Below are 20,986 nucleotides of genomic sequence, written 5' to 3'. Positions count from 1 at the left end.
GGCGGCGCTCGGTCTCACATCCAGCACAAACCTCGAGCCAAACATCTCTCATTACAGACCAAGGGGTGAAATCCTCCCCTCCGGATGAAGTACAATCGCCCCCTTTTTACTTGGCAACGAGTAGACGCCAATGATCGAACCCAAGCGCGTCCTGCGCGCCCTAGCCGAACACTGGGCCCTGATCGAGCCGCTGTGCGAGCGTTTCGACCAGGGCACCCTGAGCCTGGTCGAACTGCGCCAGCAACTGGGCCGCCAGCAGGTAGAAAGCACGCCGCAGGACATCACCCAGCTGCTCGACGTGTGGATCCGCCTGGATATCCTGGTACCGGTGGCCAAGAGCCCGAACCGTTTCGAGCTCAACGCCCAGATCCACGACTTCCTCGCCTACCTGCGCCGCGAGCACCGGCTGGGCCTGTGCCTGGAGATCGAGGCCTACCTGCGCCACCTGGAGCGCCTGGCCGGGCACATCCAGGATGCCTTCGACAACCGCGACAGCGACGACCTGGCGCGCCAGCTGCGCCTGCTCGACATGCGCGTGCGCGACGTGCTGAAGAAGCTCGACAACGACGAACAGGCGCTCGTCGCCGTGGCCGAACGGGCCAAGACCAGCAACCGCCAGATCCCGCTGCGCCAGCGCTACGCTGAAGTGCTGGCGACCTGGGACGAATACGTCGAGCCGATGATCCAGCTGGTGAACGCCGACGGCGCCTTCGAGCAAGGCGTGCGCAAGGTCGAGACCGTGCTGCTGAAACTGCTCGGCGAACAGGCGCGCCTCGGCCACCTGGTCGACGACGACATGCTGCTGCGCACCCACGCACGCATTCTGGAAATGCAGACCAGCGCCCAGCTGACCCTGCGCCACGCCCGCGAACTGCTGCTGCCGCTGCGTGAAGAAGCGCGCCGGCACAACGCCGTGACCCGCGGCGCCGCACTGGCGCTGTCGGTCATTCGCCGCAAGGGCATCGACGCCGTGCCGCAAGCCGCCATGCCGCTGTTCACCCGCCCGCAAAGCACTTTCCTCGGCAGTGCCAGCCAGGTCGAGGCCTACGTCTATGCCCTGGCCCGCTTCGAGCCGAAACCGGCCAAGTTCCCCAAGGCGCACAAGACCCAGAAAGGCCCGCTGCCGCGCGCGCCACGCACAGTCAAAGAGATGCTCGAGCGCTGCGAAGACGCCCTGCCGCTGCCAGACCTGATGGTCTGGCTGCTGGACCAGGAGCCCGAAGGCGCCACCGACGAACTGTTGTACTGGTTCTCGCGCCTGTCGCGCGAGAAGCGCTTCAAGCGCGAACGCCTGGAACGGCGCGAGTACACCACCCACGAACACCTGGTCAGCCTGCGCTCGTTCGCCCTGACGTCCAGCCGCGAAGCGCAACCTGAAACCAACGCGAGCCCAGCCAATGCATCTTGATCTTTCCGAACTGTCCCAGCTCGCGCCGATCTTCCGCGAGCTGTTCAAGGGCTTTCACGTCAGCCGCCGCGACCCTGAAATGTACGCCCAGCTGTCGAACTTCCAGGACCAGTACCGCACCCTGTTCAAGGCCCTGGGCTTCGAACTGGTATGCGACACCCGCGGGTTCTACTACTTCGTCCCCGAGCAGGCCGCCGCGCAGGTCAACAAGACCGCCCAGCGCCTGTCGCTGTTCACCTTCATCATCGTCGAGCACCTGGCCGACCAGGGCCGCGACCCGATGGCTGTGCTCGACGGCGGCAGCATCGGCCGCGACGAGCTGCCATCGCTGCTGGACAAGTACCGTGACCTGTTCCTGCAGGCCGAAGTGCAGACCGTCGACGAGCTGGAAGAAAAGATCATGCGCCGCATGACCCAGCTCGGTTTCGCCCACGAAGAAGGCGGCATCTACCGCTTCCTGCCGCCGATGCACCGTTTCCTCGACGTGTGCCTGTCGGTGCAGCAGGACCGCGACCTGGCCGCCAGCCTGCACAGCGACCTGCCGCTGCCGACCCCGGTACTGGTGGAAGAAGAAAGCCCGGAACAACTCAACCGCACCGACGACCCGCTCGACCTCAGCCCGTTCGACGGCGAGGAAAGCGAAGAGGATGCCCTGGCCCGGGCCATCCGCGAAGAGCAACAGGAGATTGACGCATGAGCCAGGAACGCTACGGCATCCGCCGCTTCGCACTGCTCAACACCGCCGGCTACAGCCTCGGCCTGTTCCCGCTGGAACACCCGCTGTCGGTGTACGGTGCCAACAACCTGGGTAAATCGGCGTCGATCAACGCCCTGCAGTTCCCGATCCTGGCACGCATGTCCGACATGAGCTTCGGCAAGTACAGCCTGGAGCAGTCGCGCCGCTTCTACTTCGCCAGCGACACCTCGTACATCCTCTGCGAACTGAACCTGCCCCATGGCCCGCACGTGATCGGTGTGGTCGGCCGCGGCCCGGGCGGCGGTTTCGGCCACCAGTTCTTCGCCTACAAGGGCGAGCTGGATCTGGCCCACTACCAGAAGAACGACACCTGCCTGCGCCAGAAAGAGCTGTTCACCAACCTCGAGCGCCTGGGCCTGAAGGCCTATGAGCTCAAGCCTGATGAACTGCGCAGGTTGCTGGTCGGCGGCCACACTTCGTGCCCGCTGGACCTGACCCTGATCCCGCTGCGTTCGACCAGCGAGCAGAGCCTGAAAACCTTCCGCGCCCTGTTCATCAACCTGCTGCACATGCGCGAGATCACCGCGGCCAAGCTCAAGCAGCTGTTCCTCGACGCCTTCGAGCACAGCCTGCGCTCGGGCAGCGTCGACTACATCGCCGCCTGCGAAGAAGCCTTCCGCGACGTACGCCGCATGGAGCAGGACTACAACGCCCTGGTTGCGGCAGGCCCCTTGGTCGAGGCCCTGGCCGGCGGCGTGGCCCAGCGCGACATCCTGCGCGGCAAGCTGCACCGCCTTTCGCCACTGCTCGACAATCTGCTGGGCACCTGGCAGGAATACGCCATGGCGCGCAAGGAAGAACTGGTGATCCAGGCCGAGCACTTCCGTGGCGAGCAGGACCGCCTGCAGAACGATCAGCGCGGCGGCACCCAGGAGCTGATGCGCCTGGAGCGTGAAATCACCGGCATCCAGCGCTGGCTCGGCGAACTGTCGGTGCTCAAGCACCGCTTCGCCCTGGTCGATGACGTCAAGGTCCTGGAACAGGGCCTGCTGGCCGCCAAGGACGCCCACGACGAACTGGCCGGGGCCCTGGCGCAGTCGCGCCAGTTCTCCGCCGAAGACCTCGACGAGCGCGTGCGCGACCTGGAAAAACGCCTGAAGCAGGTCAAGCAGCAGCTCGACCACGCCGACAACAACAGCTACGCACGCCTGCGCGAAGAGTTCTCGCAGCAGGACGTCGACCGCCTGATGCGCCTGTTCAACGGCGCGCTGTTCAGCCTGCCGCTGGGCGACCGCGGCATCGAGCTGGACGACAGCGACCTGTGGGTGAAATCACTGGAGGCCGTGCTTGACGGCTTCAAGGGCGAGCGCTTCGAGGCGCCCGGCCTGTCCATCGACATCTCCAACATCGACCCGCCGGCCCTGCAGGCCCTGGCCGACCGCGCGGCCCTGCGCGACCAGAAGGAGCGCCTGGAAAAGGAGCTCAAGCAGCTCAAGACCCAGCAGCAGGTCGCCGCCGACCGCACCGCCTCCAAGGCGCAGACAGAAGCCCTGTACCAGGAAGTGCTGGACGCCCAGAAGGCCCTGGAAGACTACCGCCGCAGCGAAACCCTGAGCGCGGAAGAGCCCGAGAAGCTGGAGCAACTGGCGCAGCTCGAAGCCGCCCAGGACGAGCTCAAGCGCTCCAGTGACGCCTTCACCGAACGCGTCCAGCAGCTGTCGGCCAAGCTGCAACTGGTCGGTCGCCAGATCGGCGACCTTGAGTCCAAGCAGCGCACCCTGGAAGACGCCCTGCGCCGCCGCCAGCTGCTGCCGGCCGACCTGCCCTACGGCACGCCATACATGGAAGCGGTCGACGATTCCATGGACAACCTGCTGCCGATGCTCAACGACTACCAGGACAGCTGGCAGGCCCTGCAACGCGTCGACAACCAGATCGAGGCGCTGTACGCCCAGGTGCGCCTCAAGGGCGTGGCCAAGTTCGACAGCGAAGACGACATGGAGCGCCGCCTGCAGCTGCTGGTGAACGCCTACGCACACCGCACCGACGAAGCCCTGACCCTGGCCAAGGCACGCCGCGCCGCGGTCACCGACATCGCCCGGACCTTGCGTAACATCCGCAGCGACTACGACAGCCTCGAGCACCAGCTGGCCCTGTTCAACCGCGAGATCAACAAGCGCCAGGTGTCCAACCTGGAGAGCTTCCGCGTGGTGCTGGCGCCGAACAAGGAAGCGCTCAAGCACATCGACCAGATCATCCACAGCGCCGGCCAGTACGAAGAAGGCGAGACCCTGTCGGTGTTCGACCTGACCCAGAGCGCCGAGCAGGACAACAAGAACGAAGAGGCCAAGGAGTACCTGGCGCGGCTGGTGGCTGCAAACCACAACCAGCTGGGCCTGAAGGACCTGTTCGAGCTGGCGTTCGAGATCACCAAGGTCAACGGCCAGCCGATCATCCACGCCGACATCGACGGCGCGGCTTCCAACGGCACCACCATGACCATCAAGGCGCTGACCAACATGTACCTGTTGCTGCACCTGATGGACCGTGACCTGGCCGGGCGCATTCGCCTGCCGTACTACCTCGACGAGGCGGCGGACATCGACGAACGCAACCAGGCAGCACTGCTGGAGACCAGCCTGCAGCTGGGCTTCGTGCCGATTCTGGCGAGCGTGAAGCCGCAGGTATCGGCGCGCGTGGCGATCGACCTGGAAGGTGGCAGCGGGCCGAATGGCATCTACATCGACGAGGCGGACTGGAAGTACATCAGCCGGCTGGATGAGGTGAAGGCGATCGTGCGGGAGGATCAGGCCGAAGAGTTGGCCTGAGGTGATTGGGGCCGCTTTGCGGCCCTTTCGCGGATAAATCCGCTCCTACAGGCATAGCGCTGGCCTGTAGGAGCGGATTTATCCGCGATTGGAGGCCACAGGCCTCCCCTCAGCTATCAGTGAGCCCAAGGCAGGATCGGGATCGCCGTCACCGCATTCTGCGGGCTGCCTTCGATCATGCGGTCGCTGTACACCAGGTACACCAGGGTATTGCGCTTCTTGTCGAGGAAGCGCACCACCTGCATGGTCTTGAACACCAGCGAGGTGCGCTCCTTGAACACCTCCTCGCCATCCTTGAGCTCACCCTTGAAGTTGATCGGCCCGACCTGACGGCAGGCAATCGACGCCTCCGCGCGATCTTCCGCCAAGCCCAACCCACCCTTCACGCCGCCGGTCTTGGCCCGCGACAGGTAGCAGGTCACGCCCTCGACCTTGGGGTCGTCAAAGGCCTCGACCACGATGCGGTCGTTCGGCCCGAGGAACTTGAACACGGTGGAGACCTGGCCGATCTCTTCGGCCCCGGCCAGCATCGGCAGGGCAAACACAGCCAAGGCGAGCGCCCGCTTGAGCAGCCTCATACCAGCACCAGGTTGTCGCGGTGCACCAGTTCCGGCTCGGCGATGTAGCCCAGCAACGCCTCGATCTGATCGGACGGCTGGCCGATGATCTTCTGCGCTTCCAGCGCGCTGTAGTTGGCCAGCCCACGCGCCACCTCGACACCATCCGGGCCGACGCAGACCACCATCTCGCCACGGCGGAAGCTGCCCTGCACGGTCTTCACGCCGACCGGTAGCAGGCTCTTGTTCGCCTCACGCAGCGCCTGCACGGCGCCAGCGTCGAGCACCAGCGTGCCGCGAGTCTGCAGGTGGCCAGCCAGCCACTGCTTGCGTGCCGCCAGCATGCCGCGCTCGGGCGACAGCAGCGTGCCCAGGCGCTCACCGGCCTTCAGGCGGTCCAGCACGCGCTCGATGCGGCCACCGATGATGATCGTGTGGGCGCCGGAACGCGCTGCCAGGCGCGCGGCACGCAGCTTGGTCTGCATGCCGCCACGACCCAGGGCACCGCCGGTGCCACCGGCTACGGCGTCCAGCGACGGGTCATCGGCGCGGGCTTCGTAGATCAGCTGGGCTTCGGGGTTGTTGCGCGGGTCGGCATCGAACATGCCGTCGCGGTCGGTGAGGATCACCAGCAAGTCGGCTTCCACCAGGTTGGCCACCAGCGCGGCCAGGGTGTCGTTGTCGCCGAAGCGGATCTCGTCGGTGACCACGGTGTCGTTCTCGTTGATCACCGGCACCACGCCCAGGTCGACCAGGGTACGCAGGGTGCTGCGGGCGTTCAGGTAACGCTTGCGATCAGACAGGTCATCGTGGGTCAGGAGGATCTGCGCGGTGTGCTTGCCGTGTTCGCCGAAGCTCGTTTCCCAGGCCTGCACCAGGCGCATCTGGCCGATCGAGGCAGCTGCCTGCAGCTCGTTCATCGCACTCGGTCGCGAAGTCCAGCCCAGCTGGCTCATGCCGGCAGCCACGGCCCCGGAGGAGACCAGTACCAACTCCACGCCAGCTTCACGCAGCGCGACCATCTGCTCGACCCATACGGCCATGGCGCCGCGGTCAAGGCCCTTGCCATCGGCGGTCAGCAGGGCACTGCCAATCTTCACGACCCAGCGCTTGGCGCCCGTCACCTTGCTTCGCATCTTCTTCCAACCTATGTCGAATCTGTAGATACCGTGGATACAAAAACGCCGCTCCCGAGAGCGGCGTTTAGTGTACTGCAACCGATCAGTCGCGCACGTAAATGATTTCCGGGCCGTCTTCGTCGTCCTCGAAATCATCGTCCCAGGCATCGTCGTCGCCGATGTCGTGCACGCTCTTGACGCCGGTGCGACGCAGGGTACGAGCATCGTCTAGAGCCTGCAGCTGTGCGCGGGCTTCGTCTTCGATGCGCTGGTCCAGCTCGGCCAGCTCCTCGGCGTAGGCCGGGTCGTTGGCCAGGCGGTCGGCGCGGTCTTCGATGTAGCGCATCAGGTCGTGGCTGAGCTGCTCGGTGCCCTGCTTGGAGATGGCCGAGATCACGTAGACCGGGCCTTCCCACTGCAGGCGCTCGACCACTTCCTTGACCCGCTCTTCGCGCTCGTCTTCCATCAGCATGTCCGACTTGTTCAGCACCAGCCAGCGCTCACGGTCAGTCAGCGACGGGCTGAAGCGGGTCAGCTCGTTGATGATGACTTCCGCGGCATCGGCCGGGCTGCTGCCGTCCAGCGGTGCCAGGTCGACCAGGTGCAGCAGCACGCGGGTGCGCGCCAGGTGCTTGAGGAAGCGGATACCCAGGCCGGCACCGTCGGAGGCGCCTTCGATCAGGCCGGGGATGTCGGCGATGACGAAGCTCTTCCAGCGGTCGACACTGACCACGCCCAGGTTTGGCACCAGGGTAGTGAACGGGTAGTCGGCAACTTTTGGCTTGGCGGCCGAAACCGAACGGATGAAGGTACTCTTGCCCGCGTTCGGCAGGCCGAGCAGACCGACATCGGCCAACACCTTCAGCTCCATCTTCAGGTCGCGCTGCTCACCTGGTTTACCTGGCGTGGTCTGGCGCGGCGCACGGTTGGTGCTGGACTTGAAGCGGGTGTTGCCCAGGCCGTGCCAGCCGCCTTGGGCGACCATCAGCTTCTGGCCTGGGGTCACCAGGTCACCGATCACTTCCTGGGTCGAGGCGTCGATCACGGTGGTGCCGACCGGCACGCGCAGGAACAGGTCATCGCCCTTCTTGCCGGTGCAGTCGGTGCTGCCGCCGTTGGAGCCGCGCTGGGCTTCGTGGTGACGGGTGTAGCGATAGTCGACCAGGGTGTTGAGGTTTTCGTCGGCGACCATGTACACCGAGCCACCGTCACCACCGTCGCCACCGTTAGGGCCGCCGTTCTCGATGAACTTCTCGCGGCGGAAGCTCATGCAACCGTTACCGCCGTCACCGGCCTTGACCCGAATGGATACTTCGTCAACAAACTTCATTGAAAACCGCCTCTCGCCTGCGGGCGAGTCGAATACTGAAAAACCTGAGGCTCTTGCAAAAATGAGCGCGGCGGCCCCGTACGACCGTAGAAACCCACGCCGGCAGCCCAAACAAACAGCTTTGCAAGAGGCTCACCACAAACGAAAAAGCCCCGTCGCATGACGGGGCTTCTGGAGCGACGTCGCGATTAAGCGGCGACGATGCTCACGTAACGGCGCATGAACTCGCCTTTCTTCTCGAACTTGATCACGCCTTCGATCTTGGCGAACAAGGTGTGATCCTTGCCCATGCCAACGCCGTAGCCAGCGTGGAATTCGGTGCCGCGCTGACGGACGATGATGTTGCCTGGCTTGATAACCTGGCCGCCATACATCTTCACGCCAAGGCGTTTCGATTCTGAGTCGCGACCGTTACGAGTACTACCACCAGCCTTCTTGTGAGCCATGGTTCAATCTCCAAATAAATTCAGGGGAACCGGGCGATTAAGCCTGGATACCGGTGATTTTGATCTCGGTGAACCACTGGCGGTGGCCCATACGCTTCATGTGGTGCTTACGACGACGGAACTTGATGATGCGAACCTTGTCGTGACGGCCTTGCGAAACGACTTCGGCAACCACTTTAGCGCCGGCGACGACTGGTGCGCCGATGGTGACTTCTTCACCGTTGGCAACCAGCAGAACGCGATCGAAGGTCACGGATTCGCCAGTGGCGACTTCCAGTTTTTCGATCTTGAGGAATTCACCTTCAGCGACTTTGTACTGCTTGCCGCCGGTAACGATTACTGCGTAAGACATGGTATTTCTCCGATAATCCTGCTCACCCAGCGCTTTATATGATGAGTATTGGCTGGCATGGCTGCATGGGGCTGGAACGGCCCTGTGCAATTGCGTAAGGCAGGTGCTGCCCAGGAAGTTAGGGTGCGCGATTGTACGCAACCGCGGTTTTGCTTGCAAGTCCCGCCCCCGGCCAGCGGGCACCGCGCCTTGACACACCGGGACCCGCGACCTAGCATGCCGCGCAACCTCACTGGAGCAGCCGATGCAACCCCAAACCTTCTACCGCGCGGTAGCTGAAGATTTCAGCGCCGTCGACGAGATCATCAAGAAGCAGCTGACCTCGCGCGTGCCGCTGGTATCGAAGATCGGCGACTATATCACCTCCGCCGGTGGCAAGCGCCTGCGCCCGCTGCTGGTCCTGCTGTGCGGCAAGGCCCTGGGCCGCGAGGGCGCCGACCTTCGCCTGCTGGCCGCGACCATCGAGTTCCTGCACACCGCCACCCTGCTGCACGACGACGTGGTCGACATGTCCGGCATGCGCCGTGGCCGCTCCACCGCCAATGCCCTGTGGGGCAACGCGCCGAGCGTACTGGTGGGTGACTTCCTCTATTCGCGCTCGTTCGAGATGATGGTCGAACTGGGCTCGATGCCGGTCATGCAGATCCTGTCCAAGGCCACCCGGGTGATCGCCGAGGGTGAAGTGCTGCAGCTGTCGCGGGTGCGCGATGCCAGCACCACCGAAGAGGTCTACATGGACGTCATCCGCGGCAAGACCGCGATGCTGTTCGAAGCCTCGACCCACAGCGCCGCGGCGCTGGCCGAAGCCAGCGAAGAACAGCGCGAAGCCCTGCGTACCTTCGGTGACCACCTGGGCGTGGCCTTCCAGCTGGTCGACGACCTGCTCGACTACGAAGGCGATGCCGAAGCCCTGGGCAAGAACGTCGGTGACGACCTGGCCGAAGGCAAGCCGACCCTGCCGCTGATCTACACCATGCGCGAAGGCACGCCGGAACAGGCTGCACTGGTGCGCAAGGCGATCCAGAAGGGTGGCCTGGAAGATCTGGAGCAGATTCGCGAGGCTGTCGAGGCTTCGGGCGCCTTGAAGTACACCGCCGAACTGGCCCGTGACTACGTCAAGCGCGCCATCGCCTGCCTGGAAGTGCTGCCCGCCAGCGAATACCGGGATGCGCTGGTCGAGCTGAGCGAGTTTGCCGTCGCGCGTACTCACTGACAGGCCGATTCGCCTTCTTCGCGGGCTTGCCCGCGAAGCATTTGTCCGGACAAAATCACTTCCTCCGCAAGACCTTTTACACTATGGGCCTTTAACCGCCTGTCTGTTTAAGGAACCGAAGTGAGCACTCTGCCACCCTGCCCCAAATGCAACTCCGAATACACCTACGAGGATGGCACTCAGCTGATCTGCCCCGAGTGCGCCCACGAGTGGTCGGCCAGCGGCGAAGCCGAAGCGGCCAGCGATGACGTGGTGAAGAAGGATTCGGTGGGCAACGTCCTGCAGGACGGCGACACCGTTACCGTGATCAAGGACCTCAAGGTCAAGGGCTCGTCCCTGGTGGTCAAGGTCGGCACCAAGGTCAAGAACATCCGCCTGTGCGACGGCGACCACGATATCGACTGCAAGATCGACGGCATTGGCGCCATGAAGCTGAAGTCGGAATTCGTGCGCAAGGTCTGATTACAAAATCCGCAATTGGCGCTTGCTATTCTGATAATAAGAATTATTCTCATTGGAACCGTTATCCAAGGAGAATAGCCATGACTTATCTGATCGACGCCTGGCTGGACCGCCCCCACCCTTACCTGCGCATCCTTCATCGGGAAACCGGTGAAGTGTGCGCCGTGCTCGAAGAAGAAGCACTGGACGAACTGCGCGACCAGGGAGACCTGGACTTGTGCGGGCTGAATTCGAGTGAGCCGGTGGTGCTCAAGGAGTTGGTGCGCAACCTGTTTCTGTTCTGCTATGCACGGGCCTTGCGCCCAGGGGGAACAGACTGGAATTGAAGCCGGCAGCGCCGGCCATTCGCGGGCAAGCCCGCTCCCACAGGGATCACACGGGATTCGGGCCTTGTGCGATACCTGTGGGAGCGGGCTTGCCCGCGAATGGGCCGCAAAGCGGCCCCAGCGGTATTACAGAACGTCGAGCAGCTCGACGTCGAACACCAGTACGCTGTGCGGCGGGATGCTGCCAACGCCTTGGGCGCCGTAGGCCAGCTCGCTCGGCACGTACAGGCGCCATTTGCTGCCGGCGTTCATCAGCTGCAGGGCTTCGGTCCAGCCAGCGATCACGCCACCAACCGGGAATTCAGCCGGCTGGCCACGGTCGTAGGAGCTGTCGAACACGGTGCCGTCGATCAGGGTGCCGTGGTAGTGGGTGCGCACGTTGCTTTCGCGGGTCGGCTTGGCGCCTTCACCTGCGGTCAGCACTTCGAACTGCAGGCCCGAAGCCAGGGTGGTGATGCCGTCACGCTTGGCGTTCTCGGCCAGGAATTCCTTGCCAGCGGCAGCGGCGGCTTCAGCCTTGGCTGCAGCTTCGGCCTGCATCACGTCACGGATGACCTTGAAGCTGGCCGACAGGTCGGCTTCGCTGACGCGGCTGTCAGCGCCGTTGAAGGCGTCGGTGAGGCCGGCCAGGATGGCTTCCAGGCTCACGCCTGGTGGCGGGTTGTCGCGCAGCTGGCCGCCCAGCTGACGGCCGATGCCGTAGCTGACGCGGGTTTCGTCGGTGGACAGGTTGAGTTCGGACATTGTCGTGCTCCACTGCAGGGCGCAGTGCAGACGCGCCCTTGATGAAAAGGGCGAGCAGCCTAGCACACTGGGGCGCCGCGAGCAGCTACCAGGCCGAACGCTGGGAAATCGGCACCTTCAGGTCTTCTTCCGGGTGCGTGCCCATGCCGCACATTTCGTCCTGCACCGACCAGTGCACGAGGTTCATCGACATCATCGGGATGGTCCGCAGCAACTTGCGCGCATCCTCCACCGAGTGCACGCGCAAGCGCTCACCACGGGTATCGGACAAGGGGTGGGGATGGCCTTTGACCCGGGCCTCGATCAGGTAGTCGCCGCCTTCGATGGCGATCAGGTTCAGTTCGTCGACATGGCCGGCCCTGGCCTCGGAGTTGAGCTGATGCAGGTTCATGAGAGCACCTCGCTTTGGGAACCACGCATGAGTGCTCATTTTTTGTACGGATCGAGTGATTGCACAAGGCATTACTGCCACCACTCGTCAGTTGCCCGGTGATTGCCGCTTCGCGGGCAAGCCCGCTCCCACAGGGACGGCACATGGCTTGGGACCCGGCGCAGTAACTGTGGGAGCGGGTTTACCCGCGAAAAGGCCCTGGCAGAACTCAGTGCTTGGTCAGCTTGTCCAGGTAGCCCATGCAGAAGGCCGAAACCACGAAGGTCATGTGGATGATTACGTACCACATCAGGTAGTCGGTGGAGATGTTCTGCGCATCCATGAACACCCGCAGCAGGTGGATGGAAGAAATCGCCACGATCGACGCGGCGACCTTCATCTTCAGCGACGAAGAGTCCATCTTGCCCAGCCAGTTGAGCTTTTCCTTGCTCTCGTCGATGTCCAGTTGCGACACGAAGTTCTCGTAGCCGGAAATCATCACCATCACCAGCAGGCCGCCCACCAGCGACATGTCGATCAGCGACAGGATGACCAGGATCAGGTCGGCTTCGCTGAGGGCGAAGACGTTGGGCAGGACGTGGACAACTTCCTGGAAGAACTTCAGCGCCAGGGCCAGCAGGCCGAGGGACAGACCGAAATAGATGGGAGCGAGCAGCCAGCGCGAGGCATACATCGCGTTTTCGAGAAAACGTTCCATGAGGGGTTGGGACTCGTCAGGTGACTGGAAAATCGGCCGCGAGTATAGCCAGCCACCTGTGACAGCAAAAGCCTGCGGCCAGATGCCGCACCGCTGGGTATGTGTGCTCAGGTTTCAGGGTGGAACTGATAATCCCCCAGGTTCCGGCAGCGTTCGCCGTTGATCCGTCGCAGTTGAGCCTGCAGATGCAGGCACCAGATCTGGGGATCGTGGGCTACCTGATACCCGTGCAAGGTCAAGCTGTCGACGATCGCATTGAGCACGGATTCGGCCACCATCGGCCCATGGAACGGCCCCTGGGCCTTGATCGCCGAGGGTTGTTCACCGGCCATGCCGGCGGCGAACAGCAAGGTCCACATACCATTGTCGCCGGCCAGTGGACGGATGCTGCATTCAATGCGAGTCACCAGGCCCAGGCACTGGCGAGTAAGGCTGAGGTTGCGCATGGCCGCGTCCCCCTCCAATGAGCCCTGTTCAGCCTGCAAGCCAGGCTGTTTCCATCCTGAACCCTGATACCGTCCTTAAGTTCCAGCATAGAAGAACAGCACAGAAAGATGGAAAACCGGCGCTGAACGGTAGCACATGGCCGCCAGCGCCGATTTATTGACTCAGGCCGGTTTAGCCTGGGCAATCACCTCTTCCACCCGTTCCTTTTCGGCCTTCTCGATCTCTTCCTCGCTGATCATCTCGGCAATCTCGCGCAAACGCTCGACCACGCGGGCATTGACGCTGCCTTCGGTAAACACGCCTTCGTCGTTGAGCTCCCCGGCATCCTGGCCCACCAGCAGGCTCAGCGCCTCGTCAGCCTGGCTCACGGCATAGACGTGGAACATGCCGTTCTCCACCGCCTGCAGCACGCGCTCGTCGAGCATCAGCGTGGCGACGTTGGCGCGCGGGATGATCACCCCCTGCTCGCCGGTCAGGCCACGTGCCTCGCAGAGGCGGAAGAAGCCTTCGATCTTCTCGTTGACCCCACCCACCGCCTGCACTTCACCGAACTGGTTGATCGAGCCGGTGATGGCGAAGCACTGCTTGAGCGGCGTGCGCGACAAGGCCGAGATCAGCGTGCACGCTTCGCCCAGCGAAGCGCTGTCGCCATCGACATAACCGTAGGACTGCTCCAGGGCGATGCTCGCCGAAATCGCCAGGGGGAATTCCTGGGCATAGCGGCTGCCCAGGTACCCGGTGAGGATCATCACCCCCTTGGAGTGGATCGGCTGGCCGAGGTTGACCTCACGCTCGATGTCGACAATGCCGCTGCCGCCCGGGTAGACGGTGGCGGAAATGCGCGCCGGCATGCCGAATGCCGAGTCGCCGACCTCCAGCACGGTCAGGCCGTTGCACTTGCCGATGGCCGCGCCTTCGGTATCGATCAGGATGATGCCGGCGAGCATGTCGTCGAGCACCCGCTGCGAGACACGCCCGGTGCGGGTGGCCTTGGCCTTGAGCGCTCGTTCGATGTGCCCGGCATCGGTCATCTCGTCATTGGCCAGCTGGCGGATGAAATCCGCCTCGCTGACCAGCTGGAACAGGTCGCCGATGCGTGCCGACAGGCGCGACTGGTTTTCCGCCAGGCGTGCGCTGTAGGTGGCCAGGCGCGCCACCGCATCGCTGGTCAGCGGGGCCATGCCTTCCTCGTTGGTGCGGGTGCGCAGCAACTGGGCGAACTGCTCGAGGTTCTCGTCGACCATCGGCATGTCTTCGTCGAAGTCGACCAGCACGCGGAACATCTCCTGGAAGTCCGGGTCGTGGTCCTGCAGCGCGTAGTACAGCTGGCGCGAACCGATGATCACCAGCTTGATGTTCAGCGGGATCATCTGCGGCGTCAGGCTGACCGTGGCGACACGGCCCAGCTCGCCCAGTGGCGATTCCATCTTCAGCTTGCGTGACTGCAAGGCGCGCTTGAGGGCGTCCCAGACGAACGGTTCACCCAGCATCTTCTCGGCTTCGAGAATCAGGAAGCCGCCGTTGGCGCGGTGCAACGCGCCCGGGCGCAACTGCCGGTAAGAGGTGTACAGCGCACCCTGGTCGGTGCTGTATTCAATGCGGCCGAACAGGTTGTCGTAGGTCGGGTGCGGCTCGAACACCACCGGCGCGCCACCGTCCGCGTGGTGGCCGACCACCAGGCTCGGCGCGTACTGCTCTTCGAGCAGCTTGCGGGCAGCAGCGTCGGTCTTGCTGTCGTCGACCAATTGCTCGACCACGGTACGCAGCAGGTTCAGCTGCACGGACTGCAGGTAGGCACAAACGGCCGCGTTCTCGGCGTACTTCTCCGACAGCGGCGCCAGCAACGGCTGCAGGGCCAGGGTGATGGTTTCTTCATTGAGCTGGCGCAGCTGGTTGTTCGATTCGCGCTTCCATTGCGGCAGGCTGGCCAGTTCCTCGTTGAGGCGCTCCTCGAGCAGGGCGATGTCCTCGTGGAACTGCTCGCGGACCTCTTCGGGCAGCTGGGCGAATTCGGCTTCATCCAGCGCCTTGCCATCGGCCATCGGGGTGAAGGCGACGTTGCTGGCATCGCGGTACAAGGCCACGTCCTTTTCCAGCGAGGCGCGCTCGATCACATCCAGCGCACGGTCATAACGCTGGTTGAAGGCACGGTCGATGGCGCCCTTCTTCTGCTGGTACGACGGGTGCTCGAACACCGCAGGGAAGGTCGCCAGCAGGTTGTCGATCAGCCCGCTCATGTCGCTGATGAACTCGGCTGCGCTGCCGGATGGCAACTCCAGAGCGCGTGGCTCACGGGTGTCGTCGAAATGGTTGACGTAGAGCCAGTCGGCCGGGGTCTGCTGGCGCTTGCCCTCGGCCTTGAGGTAGCGCTTGACGAACGAGAAGCGGCCGGTGCCAGGCTCGCCCATCACATACACGTTGTAACCGGGGCGCGGCATGGCCACGCCGAACTGCAGGGCCTCGACAGCACGCTCCTGGCCCAGGACTCCGCGAAACGGCTCCAGATCGTCGGTATTGGTAAAGGCAAACTGCTCGGGGGAGAAACGCCGGGTCAGGGCTTCAGGCGCGAGACGCAGGCGCGCAGCGACAGGATCGGGCATTGGGTTTCCTTACTTCGGCGGGGCAGATACGCAGCATTCTGGCGCTGCCCGCGCGCGCCTTGCAAGGCTCCACGGGACTTTATGTCGCAGCTGCGACGCTGTAATGGGCAAGCAAATTTTTCGCAATCAACAACGCAACCTTTAGATCATGCCTAAACTCCAAGCTGCGCGGGTGGGTGAAAAGCTTTCCCGACCTGGCAACGGCGTTGCCAGACAACCCTGACCCTTGGTTAAGACAAAATAGAGAACAATGCTATGAAACGGATTCTTCTGGGTACTCTGTTCACCGTGGTCTCGCTCAACGCGCTTGCCGAAGCGCCGGGCGGCCCGAACTGCGGCTGGGGCAACATGCTGTTCGAAGGCCAGCGTGGCACGCCGGCCCACTTCCTGGCCTCCACCACCAACGGCACCTCCGGCAACGCCACCTTCGGCATGACCTCCGGTACCAACGGCTGCTCCACCAAGGCTTCGCTGACCTATGGCGGCAAATCCTGGTTCGCCATGAATGGCATGATGAACGAGCTGTCCGAAGACATGGCCATGGGCCAGGGCGAAGCCCTGACCACCTATGCCGTGGTCCTGGGCGTCGCACCGGAAGATCGCGGCTACTTCGCCTCGGTCACTCACCAGCACTTCAACCAGATCTTCAGCAGCGCCGACGTGACTGCCGAAACTGTCCACAGCAACACGCTGGCCGTTCTGAAGAACGACCCACGCCTGGCCAAATACGCCACCGAGGCCTGAGTGCAGCTGCTCCCGCCCCGGCCTCCGGGGCGGGTTTCGCCTTTTTCGGCATCGTCAAGAAGTAGTTGCCCGATATGCTCAAACGCTTCGCTGCCCTGGCGCTGTTTGCCTGCGCCCCCGTTCATGCCATGCCCGTGCTGGACCAAGGCCGTATCCAGCAACTGGCCAACACCCCTTACTGGATTGCCCTGGGCCACTATGAAACCGCCAAGCTCGGCGGCTGGCGCAGCTATGTGGACGATGACGCCTTCTTCCTCGCCGAGGACGGCGCACACCACCCTGACCAGGAGCTCAAGGCCACGGTCGAAGCGCTGTACGCCCCCGCCAGCCTGGGTGACAAGCACGCCCAGTGCGTATTCCCCGCGCGCACCCGCTGGCTGCGTGAACAGCTCGACCTGCAAGGCCTGCCGCAACCGGACTGCCAGGAGTTCAAGACCTGGTACCAGTCGATCGACCCGCACAGCGCGGCGCTGATCTTCCCGGCAGCCTACCTGAACAGCCCATCGTCGATGTTCGGCCATACTCTGCTGCGCATCGACCAGTCCAACACCCGTAGCGACGACACCACACTGCTGAGCTACGCGATCAACTTCGGCGCCTATATCGAAGGCAGCGACAACAGCATCCTGTATGCCTGGAAGGGCCTGATGGGCGGCTATCCGGGCCTGTTCGCGCTGATGCCCTACCAGGAAAAGCTCTCCGAATACCGCAGCCTGGAGAACCGCGACCTGTGGGAGTACCAGCTGGACCTGACACCGGAAGAAACCGGGCGCATGGTCGAGCACGTCTGGGAACTGAAGCAGATCCAGTTCGATTACTTCTTCTTCGACGAAAACTGCTCCTACCGCCTGCTGGAGTTGCTGCAGGTGGCCCGGCCGAGCCTGGACCTGACCTCGCAGTTCCCGCTCACGGCCATTCCCACCGACACGGTGAAGGCGGTGAAGCAGTCGGGCCTGGTCGCCAGCGAAACCTACCGCCCGTCACGCGAACGCGAGCTGCTGGCCCGCGCCGAGCCGCTGGACCATGACGAGAAGCGCCAGGTGCTGGCCGTCAGTGCCGATACCGCGCAATTGCAAAGCCCCGAATTCAAGGCCCTGCCCCGCGAGCGCCAGGCGCTGGTGCAGGATGCCGCCTACCGCCTGGAGCGCTACCGGGCCAATGGCCAGGAGCGCGACCCTGGGCAGGCCAAGCGCAGCTTCGAGCTGTTGCGGGCGATCAACAGCAACCCACCGCCGCCCTTGCAGATCGAACGCCCCGGCCTGCCCGAGGACGGCCATGACTCGCGGACCTGGCAACTGGGCGTCGGTACCCGAGAGGACCGCGCCTACGCCGAGTACGGCCTGCGCATGGCCTACCACGACCTCAACGACAATGCCTATGGCTTCCCGCTGGGGGCGCAGATCGAGATTTTGCAGCTCAAGGTACGCCAGTACGAAGGCAACGACTGGCAGGTGCAACGCCTGGACCTGGCCACCATCCGCTCGCTGACACCGCGCAACGAGCTGCTCAAGCCGTGGTCCTGGCAGGTGGCCGGTGGCCTGGAGCGGGTACCGGGCAAGCATGACGACGAGGTGCTGGTAAGCCATGTGAATGGCGGAGCCGGTGGCACCTGGCAACTGGCCGATGGCTTGCTGGGCTTCGCCCTGGGCACGGTGCGGGTCGAGCACCACAACGACTTCGCCCAGTTCATCGCCCCCGCCACTGGGTTCAATGGCGGGCTGCTGTGGCGCAACGGGTTGGGCAACATGACGCTGGAGGCCAAGGGCGATTACTTCACCAATGGCGAGGTGCGGCGCAGTGTGAGCCTGAACCAGCAGTGGGAGATCAGCCAGAACCTAGGGGTGAGGTTGAGTGCCTCGCGGGAATTCAGCCACCTGGCGACGGCGCAGAACGAAGTGATGCTCGAAGTGAAGTGGTATCACTATTGAGGCCGCTTTGCGGCCTTTCGCGGGCAAGTCGGCATCAACAACAGTACTGTGAACCAACCGACTCTTTGACACTGTTTTGACAGCTCCCCGACAAATCGCCACCTAGACTTTCCAGTATCTCCCCAAGGGTCCAGGTGGTCATGTCGCGGTACTGGTTCGGCTTGTGCGTTGCGTTGTTGCTGGCGGGTTGCGAAACCACCCACGATCAGATGGTCAACCACGGTTATCCCCCCGCCTACGCCGACGGCTACCAGGATGGTTGCAGCAGCGGCCGCCAGGCGGCCGGACTGATGGTGGGTAACTTCCACAAGGATGTACCGCGTTACCTGCACGATCGCCAGTACGAGACCGGCTGGGACGATGGATTCCGCCAGTGCCACGCGATGCAGAACAGTGAGGAGCAGCGCCAGTACCACGAGCGGTTCTGGGACGAGCGCGATCGCGAGTGGCAACAGGAGAAGGATCAGGGCGCCGCCCGTGCCTATCGCCGCAACTGATTGTTCAAGTGCCCGCGTCGCAAATGGACATCCACTGAAACCACCGGCCTGTCATGCTGGTCTCCAGCACAAGGAGGCCATCCCATGAGCCGAGCATTCGTCAACGAAGACCAGGCTGCCGCCCAAGCCGATCAACCGGTGGAGCGGCGCGTCAGCGACCAGCCCAATTACGTCACCGCCAGCGGCCTGCTCCAGCTGCAACAGCGCGTGAGCGAGCTGAATGCCTTGCGCAGCGAGTTGCAGTCCCAGGGCGAGCGCGGCGACAAGCAGCGCCTGGCTGATACCGAGCGGGACCTGCGCTATTTCAGCGCGCGGGTGCAGAGTGCCCAGGTGGTGCCGGCGGCGACATCGCGCAGCAAGGTGCAGATTGGTAGCCGGGTACGGTTCGTCGATGAGCAGGACCAGGAGCATGTGGTGCAGCTGGTGGGCGAGGACGAGGCGGATGCCGGGCGCGGGATGATCAACTGGGGATCGCCGCTGGGGCAGGCCTTGCTTGGGGCCGGGCCTGGGGATGAAGTGCAGTGGCGGCGGCCGGCAGGGGATCAGATGATTGAGGTGGTCGAGATTGACAGTGGGGCCTAGGGGCCGCTGCGCGGCCCATCGCCGGCAAGCGCGGCTCCCACAGGTGCATCACACTGCCCTTGAGCCCTGTGTGAGCTTGTGAAAGCTGCCCTTGAGCCCTGTGTGAGCTTGTGAAAGCTGCCCTTGAGCCCTGTGCGAGCTTGTGAAAGCTGCCCTTGAACCCTGTGATGACACTGTGGGAGCCGCGCTTGCCGGCGATGGGCTGCAAAGCAGCCCCAGGCCCTCAGATCAGACTACGCCTTGCGCCAGCATGGCATCGGCGACTTTCACGAAGCCGGCAATGTTTGCACCCTTCACGTAGTTGACCTTGCCATCCGCCTCTTCACCGTAGTGCACGCAGGCATGGTGAATCGACTGCATGATGTTGTGCAGCTTGCTGTCCACTTCACCAGCGGTCCACAGCAGGCGCATGGCGTTCTGCGACATCTCCAGGCCCGACACGGCCACGCCACCGGCGTTGGACGCCTTGCCCGGGGCGTACAGGATGCCGACCTCGATGAACAGGTCAACCGCCGCCAGGGTAGTCGGCATGTTGGCGCCTTCGGCCACGCAGATGCAGCCGTTGCGCAGCAGGGAGCGGGCGTCTTCGATGTCCAGCTCGTTCTGCGTGGCGCACGGCAGGGCGATGTCGCACGGCAGGCTCCACGGCGTCTGGCCCTTGCGGAATTCCAGGCCGAACTGGCCAGCCAGCTCGCTGATGCGGCCACGCTTGACGTTCTTCAGCTCCATCAGCGCGTCCCACTGGGCATCGGTCAGGCCGGCTTCGGCGTACAGGGTGCCTTCGGAGTCGGACAGCGAAATCACCTTGCCACCCAGGTCCATGACCTTGCGCGCAGCGTACTGGGCAACGTTGCCGGAACCGGAAATCGCCACCCGGCGGCCATCGATGCGCAGGTTCTGGCGCTTGAGCATTTCCTCAGCGAAGTACACACAGCCGTAGCCGGTGGCTTCAGGGCGGATCAAGCTGCCGCCATAGGTCATGCCCTTGCCGGTGAGCACCGAGGTGAACTGGTTGGCCAGGCGCTTGTACTGGCCGAACATGAAGCCGATCTCGCGGGCGCCGACGCCAATGTCACCGGCCGGCACGTCGCAGTCAGCACCGATGTGGCGATACAGCTCGCTCATGAAGGCCTGGCAGAAGCGCATGACTTCGGCATCGCTCTTGCCTTTCGGGTCGAAGTCCGAGCCGCCTTTGCCGCCGCCCATGGGCAGCGAGGTGAGGGAGTTCTTGAATACCTGTTCGAAGGCCAGGAACTTGAGCACGCTCAGGTTCACCGACGGGTGGAAGCGCAGGCCGCCCTTGTAGGGGCCGATGGCGCTGCTCATCTGGATGCGGTAGCCGCGGTTGACCTGAACCTTGCCCTGGTCATCGACCCACGACACGCGGAACAGCACGGCGCGCTCAGGCTCGACCATGCGCTCGAGGATGCCGGACTGCAGGTAATGAGGGTTGGCTTCGAGGAACGGCCACAGGGTACGCAGCACTTCTTCCACAGCCTGGTGGAATTCCGGTTGGCCCGGGTCGCGTTGCTGCAGGCGTGCAAGGAAATTGTCGACAGATTCGATCATGGTAGACATCTCACCAAGAGGATTGGACTTATTGGTTTTTTCTGAAATGT

At 63.6% G+C, this 20,986-nt stretch carries 21 protein-coding genes; 10 read left to right on the top strand and 11 right to left on the bottom strand.

Annotated features, from left to right (window positions below):
- Positions 1-130: 130 nt before the first annotated feature.
- The 3 genes from mksB to mksF are packed head-to-tail and all read left to right on the top strand — an operon-like array spanning position 131 to position 4,933.
- Positions 131-1,408: an Mks condensin complex protein MksB gene (gene mksB, locus ACIPZ5_RS06770; RefSeq protein WP_027918274.1), complete on the top strand. Its 1,278-nt coding sequence runs from the start codon at positions 131-133 to the stop codon at positions 1,406-1,408.
- Positions 1,398-2,105, top strand: coding sequence for an Mks condensin complex protein MksE (gene mksE / locus ACIPZ5_RS06765; RefSeq protein ID WP_261942624.1), 708 nt, complete (start codon positions 1,398-1,400; stop codon positions 2,103-2,105). The genes mksB and mksE overlap by 11 nt, the downstream gene beginning before the upstream one ends.
- Positions 2,102-4,933: an Mks condensin complex protein MksF gene (gene mksF / locus ACIPZ5_RS06760; protein ID WP_343595747.1), complete on the top strand. Its 2,832-nt coding sequence runs from the start codon at positions 2,102-2,104 to the stop codon at positions 4,931-4,933. The genes mksE and mksF overlap by 4 nt, the downstream gene beginning before the upstream one ends.
- 116 nt (positions 4,934-5,049) lie before the next feature.
- Here mksF and ACIPZ5_RS06755 read toward each other — a convergent pair whose 3' ends face one another.
- From ACIPZ5_RS06755 to rplU, 5 genes are all read right to left on the bottom strand, one after another.
- A complete protein-coding gene (locus ACIPZ5_RS06755) occupies positions 5,050-5,511 on the bottom strand; it encodes a CreA family protein (RefSeq protein WP_261942622.1) in 462 nt (153 codons plus the stop codon).
- Positions 5,508-6,626: a glutamate 5-kinase gene (proB, locus tag ACIPZ5_RS06750; protein WP_054887601.1), complete on the bottom strand. Its 1,119-nt coding sequence runs from the start codon at positions 6,624-6,626 to the stop codon at positions 5,508-5,510. Before proB ends, ACIPZ5_RS06755 begins: the two co-directional genes overlap by 4 nt.
- Positions 6,627-6,711: 85 nt before the next feature.
- Positions 6,712-7,938: an Obg family GTPase CgtA gene (gene cgtA / locus ACIPZ5_RS06745; RefSeq protein WP_261942621.1), complete on the bottom strand. Its 1,227-nt coding sequence runs from the start codon at positions 7,936-7,938 to the stop codon at positions 6,712-6,714.
- A gap of 188 nt (positions 7,939-8,126) precedes the next feature.
- Positions 8,127-8,384, bottom strand: a complete 258-nt coding sequence (rpmA, locus tag ACIPZ5_RS06740; RefSeq protein ID WP_003247464.1) for a 50S ribosomal protein L27 — start codon at positions 8,382-8,384, stop codon at positions 8,127-8,129.
- A 37-nt stretch (positions 8,385-8,421) separates the two neighbouring features.
- Positions 8,422-8,736, bottom strand: a complete 315-nt coding sequence (rplU, locus tag ACIPZ5_RS06735) for a 50S ribosomal protein L21 (protein WP_003247466.1) — start codon at positions 8,734-8,736, stop codon at positions 8,422-8,424.
- A gap of 244 nt (positions 8,737-8,980) precedes the next feature.
- Here rplU and ACIPZ5_RS06730 point away from each other — a divergent pair, with 244 nt between their 5' ends.
- From ACIPZ5_RS06730 to ACIPZ5_RS06720, 3 genes are all read left to right on the top strand, one after another.
- Positions 8,981-9,949 (top strand): polyprenyl synthetase family protein, encoded by a 969-nt coding sequence (locus ACIPZ5_RS06730; RefSeq protein ID WP_027918268.1) that lies wholly within the window; start codon positions 8,981-8,983, stop codon positions 9,947-9,949.
- A gap of 120 nt (positions 9,950-10,069) precedes the next feature.
- Positions 10,070-10,411 (top strand): zinc ribbon domain-containing protein YjdM, encoded by a 342-nt coding sequence (locus ACIPZ5_RS06725; protein WP_023382397.1) that lies wholly within the window; start codon positions 10,070-10,072, stop codon positions 10,409-10,411.
- Positions 10,412-10,491: 80 nt separating this feature from the next.
- On the top strand, positions 10,492-10,737 hold the full coding sequence (locus ACIPZ5_RS06720; RefSeq protein WP_254483116.1) for a hypothetical protein: 246 nt from the start codon (positions 10,492-10,494) through the stop codon (positions 10,735-10,737).
- Positions 10,738-10,863: 126 nt separating this feature from the next.
- On the opposite strand, the gene ACIPZ5_RS06715 is transcribed toward ACIPZ5_RS06720, so the two are convergent.
- From ACIPZ5_RS06715 to ACIPZ5_RS06695, 5 genes are all read right to left on the bottom strand, one after another.
- A complete protein-coding gene (locus tag ACIPZ5_RS06715; protein WP_261942618.1) occupies positions 10,864-11,481 on the bottom strand; it encodes an FKBP-type peptidyl-prolyl cis-trans isomerase in 618 nt (205 codons plus the stop codon).
- 85 nt (positions 11,482-11,566) lie between these two features.
- Positions 11,567-11,872, bottom strand: coding sequence for a DUF6482 family protein (locus tag ACIPZ5_RS06710; protein WP_400807431.1), 306 nt, complete (start codon positions 11,870-11,872; stop codon positions 11,567-11,569).
- A gap of 208 nt (positions 11,873-12,080) precedes the next feature.
- A complete protein-coding gene (locus tag ACIPZ5_RS06705) occupies positions 12,081-12,569 on the bottom strand; it encodes a TIGR00645 family protein (RefSeq protein ID WP_151924393.1) in 489 nt (162 codons plus the stop codon).
- Positions 12,570-12,676: 107 nt separating this feature from the next.
- A complete protein-coding gene (locus tag ACIPZ5_RS06700) occupies positions 12,677-13,015 on the bottom strand; it encodes a hypothetical protein (RefSeq protein WP_261942616.1) in 339 nt (112 codons plus the stop codon).
- 162 nt (positions 13,016-13,177) lie between these two features.
- Positions 13,178-15,616 carry a Lon protease family protein gene (locus ACIPZ5_RS06695; RefSeq protein WP_261942615.1) on the bottom strand — a complete coding sequence of 813 codons (2,439 nt, stop codon included), beginning with the start codon at positions 15,614-15,616 and terminating at the stop codon, positions 13,178-13,180.
- A 255-nt stretch (positions 15,617-15,871) separates the two neighbouring features.
- Here ACIPZ5_RS06695 and ACIPZ5_RS06690 point away from each other — a divergent pair, with 255 nt between their 5' ends.
- The 4 genes from ACIPZ5_RS06690 (at position 15,872) to ACIPZ5_RS06675 (ending at position 19,367) form a co-directional block, all read left to right on the top strand.
- Positions 15,872-16,360, top strand: a complete 489-nt coding sequence (locus ACIPZ5_RS06690; RefSeq protein WP_054887210.1) for a DUF3015 domain-containing protein — start codon at positions 15,872-15,874, stop codon at positions 16,358-16,360.
- 74 nt (positions 16,361-16,434) lie between these two features.
- The gene (locus ACIPZ5_RS06685; protein ID WP_400807428.1) at positions 16,435-18,288 is read left to right on the top strand and encodes a DUF4105 domain-containing protein; all 1,854 of its coding nucleotides are present in this window, start codon (positions 16,435-16,437) and stop codon (positions 18,286-18,288) included.
- Positions 18,289-18,428: 140 nt separating this feature from the next.
- Positions 18,429-18,785, top strand: coding sequence for a hypothetical protein (locus tag ACIPZ5_RS06680; protein WP_261942613.1), 357 nt, complete (start codon positions 18,429-18,431; stop codon positions 18,783-18,785).
- A gap of 84 nt (positions 18,786-18,869) precedes the next feature.
- Positions 18,870-19,367, top strand: a complete 498-nt coding sequence (locus ACIPZ5_RS06675; protein WP_400807427.1) for a GreA/GreB family elongation factor — start codon at positions 18,870-18,872, stop codon at positions 19,365-19,367.
- A gap of 228 nt (positions 19,368-19,595) precedes the next feature.
- On the opposite strand, the gene gdhA is transcribed toward ACIPZ5_RS06675, so the two are convergent.
- Positions 19,596-20,936 (bottom strand): NADP-specific glutamate dehydrogenase, encoded by a 1,341-nt coding sequence (gene gdhA, locus ACIPZ5_RS06670; RefSeq protein ID WP_400807425.1) that lies wholly within the window; start codon positions 20,934-20,936, stop codon positions 19,596-19,598.
- Positions 20,937-20,986 lie beyond the last annotated feature (50 nt).

The sequence above is a fragment of the Pseudomonas sp. NPDC089428 genome, from assembly GCF_044749325.1.
GTDB lineage: Bacteria > Pseudomonadota > Gammaproteobacteria > Pseudomonadales > Pseudomonadaceae > Aquipseudomonas.
Note: the sequence above shows the minus strand (reverse complement) of the source record. Positions and strands in the feature narration are given on the sequence as shown.

Coding starts and splice junctions, on each gene's coding strand:
- ACIPZ5_RS06695 (WP_261942615.1), bottom strand. CDS start 15,616: ATGCCCGATCCTGTCGCTGCGCGCCTGCGTCTCGCGCCTGAAGCCCTG.
- ACIPZ5_RS06690 (WP_054887210.1), top strand. CDS start 15,872: ATGAAACGGATTCTTCTGGGTACTCTGTTCACCGTGGTCTCGCTCAAC.
- rpmA (WP_003247464.1), bottom strand. CDS start 8,384: ATGGCTCACAAGAAGGCTGGTGGTAGTACTCGTAACGGTCGCGACTCA.
- ACIPZ5_RS06680 (WP_261942613.1), top strand. CDS start 18,429: ATGTCGCGGTACTGGTTCGGCTTGTGCGTTGCGTTGTTGCTGGCGGGT.
- proB (WP_054887601.1), bottom strand. CDS start 6,626: ATGCGAAGCAAGGTGACGGGCGCCAAGCGCTGGGTCGTGAAGATTGGC.
- ACIPZ5_RS06685 (WP_400807428.1), top strand. CDS start 16,435: ATGCTCAAACGCTTCGCTGCCCTGGCGCTGTTTGCCTGCGCCCCCGTT.
- ACIPZ5_RS06675 (WP_400807427.1), top strand. CDS start 18,870: ATGAGCCGAGCATTCGTCAACGAAGACCAGGCTGCCGCCCAAGCCGAT.
- ACIPZ5_RS06755 (WP_261942622.1), bottom strand. CDS start 5,511: ATGAGGCTGCTCAAGCGGGCGCTCGCCTTGGCTGTGTTTGCCCTGCCG.
- ACIPZ5_RS06710 (WP_400807431.1), bottom strand. CDS start 11,872: ATGAACCTGCATCAGCTCAACTCCGAGGCCAGGGCCGGCCATGTCGAC.
- mksB (WP_027918274.1), top strand. CDS start 131: ATGATCGAACCCAAGCGCGTCCTGCGCGCCCTAGCCGAACACTGGGCC.
- cgtA (WP_261942621.1), bottom strand. CDS start 7,938: ATGAAGTTTGTTGACGAAGTATCCATTCGGGTCAAGGCCGGTGACGGC.
- gdhA (WP_400807425.1), bottom strand. CDS start 20,936: ATGATCGAATCTGTCGACAATTTCCTTGCACGCCTGCAGCAACGCGAC.
- rplU (WP_003247466.1), bottom strand. CDS start 8,736: ATGTCTTACGCAGTAATCGTTACCGGCGGCAAGCAGTACAAAGTCGCT.
- ACIPZ5_RS06700 (WP_261942616.1), bottom strand. CDS start 13,015: ATGCGCAACCTCAGCCTTACTCGCCAGTGCCTGGGCCTGGTGACTCGC.
- ACIPZ5_RS06715 (WP_261942618.1), bottom strand. CDS start 11,481: ATGTCCGAACTCAACCTGTCCACCGACGAAACCCGCGTCAGCTACGGC.
- mksF (WP_343595747.1), top strand. CDS start 2,102: ATGAGCCAGGAACGCTACGGCATCCGCCGCTTCGCACTGCTCAACACC.
- ACIPZ5_RS06705 (WP_151924393.1), bottom strand. CDS start 12,569: ATGGAACGTTTTCTCGAAAACGCGATGTATGCCTCGCGCTGGCTGCTC.
- ACIPZ5_RS06720 (WP_254483116.1), top strand. CDS start 10,492: ATGACTTATCTGATCGACGCCTGGCTGGACCGCCCCCACCCTTACCTG.
- mksE (WP_261942624.1), top strand. CDS start 1,398: ATGCATCTTGATCTTTCCGAACTGTCCCAGCTCGCGCCGATCTTCCGC.
- ACIPZ5_RS06730 (WP_027918268.1), top strand. CDS start 8,981: ATGCAACCCCAAACCTTCTACCGCGCGGTAGCTGAAGATTTCAGCGCC.